Source organism: Streptomyces sp. NBRC 110028 (assembly GCF_001417735.1).
Taxonomy (GTDB): domain Bacteria; phylum Actinomycetota; class Actinomycetes; order Streptomycetales; family Streptomycetaceae; genus Streptomyces.
On record NZ_BBUZ01000046.1, the window covers coordinates 52947 to 64971 of the forward strand.

Sequence of the window (12025 nt, forward strand, 5' to 3'; positions counted from 1 at the left end):
GTCCATGCAACCCCTGATCACACACACCGGGCGGGCGGTGGCCCTGCGCCGCGACGACATCGACACCGACCAGATCGTCCCGGCCGAGTACTGCAAGCGGGTCGTGAAGAGCGGCTACGAGGACGCCCTGTTCGCCCGCTGGCGCGAGGACCCCGCCTTCTTCCTCAACCGTCCGGAGCACTCGGGCGCGACCGTCCTGCTCGCGGGCCGCAACTTCGGCATCGGCAGCTCGCGGGAGCACGCGGTGTGGGCCCTGAAGGACGGCGGCTTCGTCGCCGTCGTGGCCACCGGCTTCGGTGACATCTTCCGCCGCAACGCCATGAACAACGGCCTGGTCCCGGTCGACCAGCCGCTGGAGGTGGTCCAGGAGCTGATGCGGGAGGCCGAGCGCGACCCGTCGTTCACGGTCACCGTCGACCTTCAGGAGCTGCGGCTGCGGGCCGGTGACCGCGCTTTCGACTTCGAGGTCGATCAGCGCGCCCGCGAACTGCTGCTGCAGGGCCTGGACACCATCGAGCTGACGCTGCGGCGCGGCACCCTGATCGACGCGTACGAACGGCGGCGCCCGTCGTGGCTGCCGACGATCCCCCGCGGGTCGGCGGCCGAGTTCGCCGTCGCCGAGGGAGCACGATGACCGCGGTGCCACCGCCCGCCGCCGGCCCGGCCGGCCACCCGCTCGGCGCGGAACGTGTGCGCCAACTGCCCGCGGGTGGCCTGGCCGGGCTGCTCATGGAGGCCACCGGCGGCGATGTGGTGAACCTCGCCGTCGGCACCCCCGGGTGGCCCGCCACGCCGCCCGAGCTGGTCAAGCAGGCCGTCCACGCCCTTCAGGAGGGCGTCCACCAGTACGAGGACCCGGCGGGGAACACGCGGCTGCGCGAGTGGATCGCCCACTCCCTGCCCGGCCGCCCCGACCCCCGTACGGAGCTGACGGTCACCGCGGGCGCCAGCGAGGCGCTCGCGGTGGCCCTGCTGGCCTGTGTCGACCCCGGTGACGAGGTGATCGTCCTGGAGCCGTTCTACGAGAACTTCCTCAGCGCCATCGCGCTGGCCGGCGGCGTTCCCCGGGTCGTGTCGGCCGACGGCCCCGGCTGGGCCCCGGACCCGGCGGCGCTCACCGCCGCGTTCGGCCCGCGCACCAGGGCCATCGTCATCAACAGCCCGTCCAACCCCACCGGGCGGCTGCTGACCGGCGAGGAACTGGGCCTGATCGCCGAGTTGTGCGCGAGGTGGGACGTGGTCGCCGTCTCCGACGAGGTCTACGCGAGTTACGTCTACGACGGCGCACCGCACCGTTCGGCGGCCGAGGTCCCGGGCCTCGCCGACCGGAGCATCGTGCTGGGCAGCTTCTCCAAGAGCCATTCCGTCAGCGGATGGCGCCTGGGGTACATGCGCGCCCCCGAACCGTGGACGCGGCTGCTGCGCCAGGTGCACGTCGCCACCACCGGCGGGGCCGCGTCGCCCCTGCAGCACGCCCTCGCGCACGGCGGCCCGGCCCTGGCGGACGGCTGGGACCCGGCCGGGTCGATGCGGCCCCTGCGCGACCACGCGGTGCGGATGCTCACCGCGGCGGGCTTCGACTGCGCCGTGCCCGAGGGCGGGGTCTATGTGATGGCCGGGATCGGTGGCCTCACCCGGGCGCCGAGTCCCCGGTTCGTCCGCGAGCTGGCCCAGCGGACCGGGGTGCTCCTGGCCCCGGCCACCCCGTTCTTCGCCGAGGGCCGGCGCGGTACCCGGTATGTGCGAGTCGCCTTCAACCGCCCCGAGGCCACCCTCCTCGAAGCCCACCGGCGCCTGAACGGCGGCCCGGCACCATCCGCGAAACAGAGGAGTACGTTCCCATGACCGCTGCGATCCACCTGGACACCGAGCCCCGGCACGGCGGCCTGGTGTGCGAGGTGTCCAGCCCGGACCGCCCCGCGCTGACCGAACTGGGGGTCCAGCACGGCCCGTTCATCCGCGAACGTGTCGTCGAGCACGGCGCCGCGCTCTTGAGCGGATACCAGTGGGCCGGCTGGGACGACCTGGACGCCTTCGTCAAGCACGTCGTGAGCGCGCCGCTGGACTACACCGAGCGCTCCTCACCCCGCACCGAGCTGCACCCCGGTGTGTTCACTGCGACGGACCACCCGCCGACCGAGGAGATCTTCCTTCACACCGAGCAGTCCTACAACCTCAACGTCCCGCGCTATCTGTTCTTCTTCTGCAAGCAGGGCGCCCCCGAGGGCGGGGCGAGCCGGCTCGCCGACTGCCGGGCCATCCACGACGCCCTGCCGCGCGAGATCGTCGAGCGGTTCGACAAGGAGGGCTACCTCCTGGTGCGCAACTTCCTGCCCGGTCTCGGCCTGTCCTGGCAGGAGGCGTTCGCCACCGAGGACCGGGACCAGGTGCGCCGCTACTGCGCGGACAACGGCATCGAGGTCCAGTGGCTGGCCGAGGACCACCTCCAGACCCGGCAGCTGCGCTGGGCGGTGGCCACGCATCCGGAGACCGGGGTGAAGTCCTGGTTCAACCACATGACGTTCTTCAACTCCAGCGCGCTGAAGAAGGACCTCGCCGAGCTGCTGCTGGAGGAGTACGGCCCCTGGGGAATCCCGACGAACACCTTCCACGCCGACGGCTCGGAGATCGGGCAGGACGTCATGGAGGCGCTGCACGCCGCCTACCGCGGGCACGAACTGGACGTGCACGCCCGGACCGGTGACGTGCTGATCGTGGACAACCTGAGCGTGGCGCACGGCAGGGCCCCGTTCGTGCCGCCCCGCGAGCTGTTCGTGAGCATGGCCGACGCGCTGTCCTGGGCGCGGCTGCGCCCCGTGGAGCGGACCGCGCTGCCCGGTGGCGGCTCGGCAGTGCGCGGTGACTGAGCGGGCCGGGGCGGGTACGGCGCGGGACAGCGGACGGACGGCCGAGGCTCCGCTCCGTCCGCTGTCCCGCAACCGTGCGTACAACCTGCTGTGGAGCAGCAACGTGCTCTCGCAGCTGGGCTCCCAGGCCACGTTGTTCGCCTATCCGCTGCTGGTACTGGCCATGACGGGGTCGGTGTTCCAGGCCTCGCTGGTGGAGTTCGCCGTCGCCGCCTCCCGGATGGCGGCGGGGCTGCCCGCCGGCGCGCTGACGGACCGTATGCCGCGCAAGCGGGTGCTGCTGGTCTCCGAGATCGCCCGGGCCCTGGCGCTGGGGGCGCTGGCGGTCGCCATCGCCACCGGGTGGGCCCCGCTCGCCCTGATCCTGGCGGTGGCCGTGGTCGAGGGCGTGGCCACCGCGCTGTTCAGCGCCGCCGACCAGGCGTTGTTGCCCCAGGTCGTGCCCCGGTCCCAGCTGTCGTCGGCGGTGGCGCGCAACACCGCGCGCTACCACGTCGCCACGATCGTGGGCCCCGGCCTCGGCGGGGTGCTCTACAACGTGGCGCGGGTGCTGCCGTTCGGCGCGCAGGCGGTGACCTCGCTGGCCGCGTTCGGCACACTGCTGTTCCTGCGGACCCCCGAGGAGCGGGAGCGGAGCACCCCCGACGGCGCCCAGGGGCTGTGGCGCAGCACGGTGACGGGCCTGCGCTGGCTGTGCGCGAACCGTCTGCTGCGGGTCACGGTCGGTCTCACCATGGGCTTCAACGCGGTCTTCAGCGGGCTGCTGCTGGTGGCCATCGGCCTGGCGCAGCAGGACGGAGCCGGGTCCCAGGTCGGGGCGATCGGGGCGCTGACGGGCGCCGGTGGCGTGCTGGGCGCCCTTGCCGCGCCCCGGCTGCGGCTGCGGCTGTCGACGTACTCCGCGGTGACGCTGCTGACGTGGGGGGCGACCGTACTGGTACCGCTCCTCGCGGTGCTGCCCGCCGGGTACGTGCACGGGGCGGTGCTCGGCTGTGTGGTCTTCCTCGCGCCGACCGCGTCGGCGATCATCACCACGCACCAGATGCTGATCACGCCGGATGAGATGCGCGGCAGGCTGGCCGGTGCGATCGGGGTGAGCCTGGGCGCGGCCTCCGCCCTGGGGCCGGTGGCGGGCGGGGCGCTGCTGGAGTTCTCCGGGGCGACGGTCACGGTGCTGGCGGCCACGGCGGTCCTGGCGCTGCTGGCCCTGCGGGCCACCGTCAGCGGTGCCATCCGCGCCCACTCCGACGGCGGCGCGGGCGGAGCCCAGGGCGAATGAGCGTCAACCAGCGCTTTTCGTGGTCGGCTTAAGGACGCTGCCCTCCCGAAATCGCTGATGCTAGTTTCAGGCTGTCCGCCACTCGTCACGGAAAGAAAAGCGGAGGGGGATTCCGTGGTGTCATCAGAGCTTGTCGCCCATTTTCACCGTACAGCCATGGAATTCGGCGTCTCCCGCGCCCAGTTCGCCCTGTTCGACGGCTCGGAAATACAGGTGGCGCATGTCGGCGGACCGCAGACGGCGGCGCTGCGCTTTCCCTTCGCCTCCGTCACCAAGCTGTTCACCGCGACCGTGGCCCTGCAGCTCGTCGGCGACGGCGATGTCGAACTGGACGCTCCGCTGGGCCGGTACGGCGAGGAGTTCGCCGCCGCGCCGAACGGGCTGGGGGCCGTGGTGACCGCGCGGCACCTCCTGAGCCACACCGGCGGTCTGGTGTGCGACCTGGACGACGGGGAGCTGAGCCCGCGCGGTTACGCGGCCGCCGCCGGAAAGCCGGCCCTGCTGTTCCCGCCCGGCAGCGCCTTCTCCTACTCCAACACCGGCTTCGCGCTCGCCGGCCGGCTGATCGAGTCGGTGACCGGCACGCCCTGGCGCGAGGCCATGGACTCCTTCCTGCTGCACCCGCTCGGCATCACCCCCGCCTATGTGCCGGGCCCGGGGCCGTCGGTGCCCGGCCCGGCGATCGCCTCCGGCCACGCGGTCACCGCCGCGGGGGCCGTACCGCTGGAGCCCCGGGTGCCCGCGGCCCTGGCCCCGGCGGCGGCGCTGGCCGGGACCGCCGAGGACCTGGTGGCCTTCGCCCGGCTGCACACCGAGGCGCGCGACCGGGCGCTCGGCGCGCTGCTCGACGACGACGGCGTGGCGCAGATGCGGCGCCCGGTGCCGGGCGCCGAGCCGTACGGGCTCGCCGACGGCTGGGGGCTGGGCTGGGCCCGTTACGGCCGCGGGGACCGGCCCTGGCTCGGGCTGGACGCCATGGGCGCGGGCACCACCTGCAACCTGCGGGTGCGTCCGCGGGACGGCACCGTCCTGGCCCTGGTCACCGACTCCACGGCGGGGCTGGCGCTGTGGCGCGGCCTCACCGACCGGCTCCGCGCCGAGGGCACGGACGTCGGCCCGGCCCCGGCCCCGGAAGCGGCCCCGGAAGCCCGGCCGCGTCCGGCGGCGGTCCCCGCGGCCGCCGGGGACCGGGTGGGCACCTGGGTCAACGGCACCCTGGAGTACCGCGTCACCGGCGGCGAGGCCGGCGCGCCGCTCCATCTCGAAGACGACACCGGGGCGCGCTACCGCCTCGACGTCGACGGCCACGGCGTCTTCCGCGCCCATCGCACCGATATCCCCGAAGCCCCGTACGCGGGCCGGTTCCTGAGCCGCCCGGATCCCGCAAACGGCTCCCTCATGCAATTCGCCGGACGCGTGCTGCGCAAAGAGATGCCGTAACAGGAACGGCCCGGTCAATTCTCGGCAACGGACCGCCGAGTTTCCCCATACGGAGGCTGCCCGCCTTCTCGGACGACTTTTCGCTGGAGTATGGAAGTGACAGGAACAGGCGGCATCCGGCGGGTTTCCTCCCCGTCGCAGTCACTGGATTCACCGGATTCACCGAAAACTCCGGTAGCGGCCACGGAAGGCGACGGGCTGTCACCGGTCCAGCGTCGGCTGTGGTTCCTGAACCGTCTCCAGGAGTCCGGTGCCGGGGAGACCCTCGCCCGCGCCACGCGGCTGACCGGGGCCCTCGACCCCGCCGCGCTCAGGGACGCGCTGGGCGACCTGCTGGCCCGGCACGATCTGCTGCGTACGGTCCTCACCGAGCACGAAGGCCGCTGCCGTCCCGAACGGCGCCCCGCGCACGAGCCGTTCGCCGGGCTGGCCGTCCGCGCCACCGACGCGGACACGCTCGACGAGGAGCTGGCCGGGGCGGCGGGCCGCCGCTTCGACCTGACCCGTGACATCCCGCTGCGCGCCGAGGTGTTCTCCATCGCCCCCGACGCCCACGTCCTGCTGCTGGTGCTGCACCGGGTGGCGGGGGACGAGGCGTCCTGGCGGCCCCTGCTGGGCGACCTGGCCGCCGCCTACGCCGTACGCGCCCGTGGCGGGCGTCCGGCGGACGGGGACCGGCCCGCGCAGTACGCGCGGTCGGCGGCCCGGCAGGCCGGTGTCCTCGGCACCGCCGAGCGCCCCTCCGCGGTGGCCGCGTCCGAACTGGAGTTCTGGCGCGACACACTGGCCGGGGCGCCGGAACAGCTCCAGCTCCCGGCGGACCGCACCCGTCCGGCCGTCGCCACGTACGCCGGTGCCCGGCTCCGGCTGCGCCTGGACACCCGGCGCCACCGGGCCGTCGCGGCATTGGCCGAGCGCACCGGCACCGATGTGTTCGCCGTGCTGCACGCCGCGCTCGCCGCCGCCCTCGGCCGCTTCGCCGCGACCCGGGACCTCACGCTGGGCACCACCGTCAGCACCCGCGCACGCTCCGAACCGGACGTGGTGGGCCCGCTGGAGAACACCGTGGTGCTGCGCACCGCCGTACCGGACGGGGTGAACTTCACGGAGCTGGTGGGCTCCTGCGCGGCCACGGCCGCCGCCGCCCGCGCCCACGGCGAACTGCCGTTCCCGTGGCTGCTGGAGGCGGTGCGGCCGGACCGGGCGCTGAACCGGCACCCGTTGTGCCAGGTCGTCCTCGATGTCGCCGCGCCGGTGCCCGCCCCGGACACCTTCGGCGATCTGGCGGCGCACACCTGGGACGTGCCCGCCACCCGCTCGCCGTACGACCTGCACGTGCGGGCGGTGCCGGAGGAGCGGGACGGCGCCCCGCGCGGCATGGACATCCTGGTCGACTACAGCCGCGAGCTGTTCGACGAGCCGACCGCGCGCCGCATGGCCGAGGCCGTCCTGCGGCTGCTGGCCGACGCCACCGACGCCCCCGAGCGGGCGCTCGACGCCTTCGACATCCTGGACGACGCCGAGCGCGACCGTCTGCTGACGCGGTGGAACGCGACCGCGCGGCCGATACCGGACAGCACGGTCGCCGACCTCTTCGAGGCCCGGGCGCGCGCCTGCCCCGACGCACCGGCCGTGGTGTACGCGGGCCGCACCACCAGCTACGCGGAGCTGGACGCCCGCGCCAACCGCATCGCCCGGGCGCTGGCGCTGCGGGGCGCGGCCCCCGGCGCGTTCGTCGGCCTCGTCCTCCCCCGCGGCACCGATCTGGTGGCCTGCCTGCTCGCGGTCGCCAAGACCGGAGCGGCGTATCTGCCCATCGACCCGGAGTACCCGGCCGAGCGCATCACCTACGCCCTGTCGGACACCGGACCCGTCACCGTCGTCACCGACACCCGCACCGCCGGACGGCTGTCCGCGAGCGGGGCCGCCACCCTCGTACTGGACGACGCGGACACCGCGCGGGAACTGGCCGCGCTGCCGGACACCGCGCCGGTCGAGACGGCGCGCCGCACCCTGGGCGGCGCCGACCAGGCCGCGTACGTCATCTACACCTCCGGCTCGACCGGCAGGCCCAAGGGCGTGGTCGTCGGCAGGCGAGCGCTGGCCAACTTCCTGTCCTCGATGGGCGAACTGCTGCCGCTCACCCCCGCCGACGTGTGGACGGCGGTCACCACGATCGCCTTCGACATCGCCGCCCTGGAGCTGTACCTCCCGCTGACCCGCGGGGCCACCCTGGTCCTCGCCGACCAGGACACCGTCCGCGACCCACAGGCCCTCGCGGAGCTGATCACCACCACCGGCACCACCGTCATGCAGGCCACCCCCAGCCTGTGGCACGCGCTGTGCGAGCAGCAGCCGCAGGCCGTACGGGGACTGCGGATGGCCGTCGGCGGTGAGGCGCTGCCCAGCGCGCTTGCCGCAACCATGCGGGAGCTGGGCGCCGAGGCCGTCAACCTCTACGGCCCGACGGAGACCACGATCTGGTCCACCGCCGCGCGGCTGGAGCGCCGACCGGGCGCTCCGGCCATCGGCAGGCCCATCGCCAACACCCGGATCTACGTGCTGGACGCCGCGCTGCGGCCGGTGCCCACCGGCGTGGCCGGTGACCTCTACATCGGCGGGGCCGGGCTCGCCCACGGCTACCAGGGCCGCCCCGGCCTCACCGCCGAGCGCTTCGTGGCCGACCCCTGGTCGGGCGAGCCGGGGGCGCGGCTGTACCGCACGGGCGACGTGGCCCGCTGGGCCGCCGACGGCAACCTGGAGTTCCTGGGCCGCGGTGACCACCAGGTCAAGGTCCGCGGCTTCCGCATCGAACTCGGCGAGATCGAGACGGTGCTGGAGCGCCACGCCGACGTGGCCAAGGCCGTGGTGGTGGCCAAGGAGATCCGTCCGGGCGATGTGCGGCTGCTGGCGTACACCGTCCCGGCCGCCGGCCGGCGGCCGGAACCCTCGCGGCTGCGGGAGCACGTCGCGGCCACGCTGCCCGACTACATGGTCCCGGCCGTGGTCGTGCCCCTGGCGGAGCTGCCGCTGACCCCGAACGGCAAGGCCGACCGCGCCGCGCTGCCGGTGCCCGCCCTGGCACCGGCCACCGCCCGGCGCGCGCCCCGCGTGGCCCGCGAGGAGCAGCTGCACGACCTGTTCTGCGAGGTGCTGGGCGTCGACCGGATCGGCATCGACGACAGCTTCTTCGACCTGGGCGGGCACTCCCTGCTCGCCACCCGCCTGGTCAGCCGCGTCCGGGCGGTCCTGGACGGCGAGGTGTCGGTACGGACGCTGTTCGAGGCCCCCACCGTGGCCGCGCTCGCCCAGCGCCTGGGCGGTCCCCCCGCCGGGTCCGCCCCGCGCCGGGCGGACCACGACGGGCCGCTGCCCCTGTCGTACGGACAGCGACGGCTGTGGTTCCTGCACGAGTACGAGCCCGGCGGCACCGAGTACAACTCGCCCCTGGCGCTGCGGCTGACCGGCGAGCTGGACCCCGGGGCGGCCGAGCGCGCGCTGCGGGCGCTGGTGGAGCGCCACGAGGCGCTGCGCACCACCTTCGACGTCGTGGACGGCCAGGGCACCCAGCGGGTGCACGCCCCCGGGCCGGTTCCGGTGCGCCACCTGGACCTGTCCGGGCGCCCGGCGGCCGAGCGCGGCCCGGAGCTGGAGCGGACGCTGCGCGAACACGCGGCCGCCTCCTTCGACCTGCGCCACGGGCCGCTGCTGCGGGTGGCGCTGGTGCGCCTGGCCGAGCGGGAACACGTCCTGCTGCTGGACATGCACCACATCATCACCGACGGCTGGTCCAAGGACGTGCTGGCGCGGGAGTTCTGCGCCCTGTACGAGGAGGCCGCGACGGGCACGGCGGCGGGCCTGGACCCGCTGCCGGTGAGCTACGCGGACTACGCCGGGTGGCAGCGGGCCGAGGAGGAGCGGCGCAGCGGCGCCGGGCCGCGCGAGGATCTGGAGTACTGGCGGCAGCGGCTGGCCGGGGTGAGCCCGCTGGAGCTGCCGACCGACCGTCCCCGTCCGCCCGTCCGTACCTCGGCGGGCGACGAGCACGTCTTCCCCGTCCCCGCCGAACTGGCGCATCGAATAGCCGAGTTGAGCCGGGAGCAGCAGACCACGCTGTTCGGCACGCTGGTGGCGGCGGTGCAGCTGCTGCTGTCCCGCTACGGCCGTCAGTCGGACGTGGCGGTGGGCACGATCGTCTCCGGGCGCGACCGCGTCGAGCTGGAGAACGTGCTGGGCTACTTCGTCAACACCCTCGTCCTGCGCGGCGAGGTCCGTCCGGAGATGACGGTCGCGGAGTTCCTGGCCGAGACCCGGCGCACCGTCCTGGAGGCGCTCACCCACCAGGAGCTGCCCTTCGACCGCCTGGTCGAGGAGCTTCAGCCGGAGCGGGATCCCAGCCGCACCCCGCTGTTCCAGGTGGCGGTGACCCTCAAGCGGGTGCAGACCGTCGGCTCCGCCCGGCTGCGGGCCGAGGAGATCACCGTCCCCAGGGCCACCGCCATGTTCGACCTGGGCCTGGAGTTCGAGGACCGGAACGGCGCGTTGTCCTGCCGGATGGAGTACAACACCGACCTGTTCGACCGCTCCACCGTCGAGCGGATGGCGGAACACCTGCTGGTGCTGCTGGCCGCGATGTCCTCCGGGGCGGAGCGCGCCCTGGGCGGGCTGCCGCTGATGACGGAGCGGGAACGGCGGCTGGTCACCGAGGAGTGGAGCCACCCCGCCGCGTCCCCGGCCGACACCGGCCACCGGAGCGTGCACGCGCTCCTCGCCGAGCAGGCGCGCCGGGCGCCGCGGGCGTCCGCCGTGGTCTGCGCCGACCGGGAGCTGACCTTCGGCGAGCTGCACGCGTGGGCCGACGCGCTGGCCCACCGTCTCGTGGCGTGCGGGGTGCGTCCGGGCACGGTGGTGGCCGTACGGGCCGCGCGCGGCATGGAGATGACCGTGGGGCAGCTCGCCGTCCTCAAGGCGGGCGGCGCCTGTCTGCCGCTGGACCCGGCGCTCCCCGCGGACCGGGCCGCGTACATGCTGCGCGACGCCGGGGTGCCCGTCGTGGTCACCCAGCGGCACCTGGCGGACGGCCCGGTCCCCGAGGGCGGCCGGACGCTGTACGTGGAGGACGCCGAGGGGGAGGCCGTGGACGGCCCGCCCGGCGTGGAAACCGGCCGCCACGATCTGGCGTACGTGTTCTACACCTCGGGTTCCACGGGTCAGCCCAAGGGTGTGCAGATCGAGCACGGCAATGTGCTGAACCTCCTGTGGTGGTACCGCGACTACTACCAGGTGGGCCCGGCGGACCGGGCCTCGCAGCTGGTGGCGCCGGGCTTCGACCCGACCGTGCTGGAGCAGTGGGGCAACCTCGCCGCCGGGGCGAGCCTGTGGTTCGTCCCCGACGCGCAGCTCGACGACCCGTACCTGCTCACCGAGTGGATCGCCGACCACGGCATCACGCTCGCCGTGGTCCCGGCGCCACGGCTGGAATCCGTACTGGACCAGCCCGGTGTCCACAAGGGCCGGCTGCGCTACATGCTCACCGGCGCCGACGTGGTCCGCCGCAGGCTGCCCGCGGACGCCCCCTTCACCCTCGTCAACCACTACGGCCCGACCGAGGCCACGGTGCTGACCACGGCGGCCGTGCTGCGGATGCGCGGTGACGCCTCCGACGACCGGCTGCCGTCGATCGGCACGGCCATCACCGGGACCCGTACGTACGTGCTCGACGAGCGGCGCAACCCGGTGCCGATCGGCGTGCCCGGCGAGCTGTACGTCGGCGGCCGGGGGCTGGCCCGCGGCTATCTGGGCCGTCCGGAGCTGACCGCGGAGCGCTTCGTCCCCAACCCCTTCGCCCCGCGGGAGCGGCTGTACCGTACGGGCGACCTCGTACGGTGGCTGCCCGACGGCGACCTGGACTTCCTGGGGCGGCTGGACAACCAGGTCAAGGTCCGCGGCTACCGCATCGAGCTGGGCGAGGTGGAGAACGCCCTGCTGCGGCTGCCCGGCGTGGCCAAGGCCGCGGTGGTCGCGGACGGGGGCGGCTCCGGGTCCGCGGTGCTGACCGGGTATGTGGTGCCCGACGGCGACGGCGAACCGGACCCGGAGCGGCTGCGCGCACGGCTCGGCGCCGATCTGCCCGAGTACATGGTCCCGTCGCACATCCTGGTGCTGGACACCTTCCCGGAGACCAGCAGCGGCAAGATCGACCGCAACGCCCTGCCGAAGCCCCCGGCCCGGCCGGACGGCCGGCGCGCCTACACCGCGCCCCGCAACGCCGTGGAGAAGGCCCTGGCCCGCATCTGGGAACAGGTCCTGGGCATCGAGCGGATCGGCGTCCTGGACGACCTGGCGGCCCTGGGCGCCAGTTCCGTCCTCACCCTGCAGACCGTCTCCCGTATCCGCGAGGACATCGGCGTCACCGTCTCGGTGCGCGCGGTCTTCACCG

The 12025-nt window shown here is 74.2% G+C and carries 6 protein-coding genes; all 6 read left to right on the forward strand.

All coding sequences use genetic code 11. The features are described 5' to 3' along the window. Positions 1–4: 4 nt before the first annotated feature. Positions 5–634, forward strand: coding sequence for a 3-isopropylmalate dehydratase small subunit (gene leuD, locus ASC60_RS33735; RefSeq protein ID WP_055557513.1), 630 nt, complete (start codon positions 5–7; stop codon positions 632–634). After that, positions 631–1845 (forward strand): pyridoxal phosphate-dependent aminotransferase, encoded by a 1215-nt coding sequence (locus ASC60_RS33740; RefSeq protein ID WP_055557514.1) that lies wholly within the window; start codon positions 631–633, stop codon positions 1843–1845. Before leuD ends, ASC60_RS33740 begins: the two co-directional genes overlap by 4 nt. Further along, a complete protein-coding gene (locus ASC60_RS33745) occupies positions 1842–2867 on the forward strand; it encodes a TauD/TfdA family dioxygenase (RefSeq protein ID WP_055557515.1) in 1026 nt (341 codons plus the stop codon). Before ASC60_RS33740 ends, ASC60_RS33745 begins: the two co-directional genes overlap by 4 nt. Continuing rightward, a complete protein-coding gene (locus tag ASC60_RS33750) occupies positions 2860–4146 on the forward strand; it encodes an MFS transporter (RefSeq protein ID WP_159043373.1) in 1287 nt (428 codons plus the stop codon). Before ASC60_RS33745 ends, ASC60_RS33750 begins: the two co-directional genes overlap by 8 nt. Positions 4147–4302: 156 nt before the next feature. Next, a complete protein-coding gene (locus ASC60_RS33755) occupies positions 4303–5586 on the forward strand; it encodes a serine hydrolase (protein ID WP_055557517.1) in 1284 nt (427 codons plus the stop codon). Between the two features lie 96 nt (positions 5587–5682). Continuing rightward, positions 5683–12025, forward strand: a 6343-nt coding sequence (locus ASC60_RS33760; RefSeq protein ID WP_055557518.1) for a non-ribosomal peptide synthetase, incomplete at its 3' end; no start/stop codon positions are given.

What these genes read in the sequence shown, in the direction of transcription:
- leuD (WP_055557513.1), top strand. Translation starts at nt 5, where the DNA reads ATGCAACCCCTGATCACACACACCGGGCGGGCGGTGGCCCTGCGCCGC.
- ASC60_RS33755 (WP_055557517.1), top strand. Translation starts at nt 4,303, where the DNA reads ATGGAATTCGGCGTCTCCCGCGCCCAGTTCGCCCTGTTCGACGGCTCG.
- ASC60_RS33745 (WP_055557515.1), top strand. Translation starts at nt 1,842, where the DNA reads ATGACCGCTGCGATCCACCTGGACACCGAGCCCCGGCACGGCGGCCTG.
- ASC60_RS33740 (WP_055557514.1), top strand. Translation starts at nt 631, where the DNA reads ATGACCGCGGTGCCACCGCCCGCCGCCGGCCCGGCCGGCCACCCGCTC.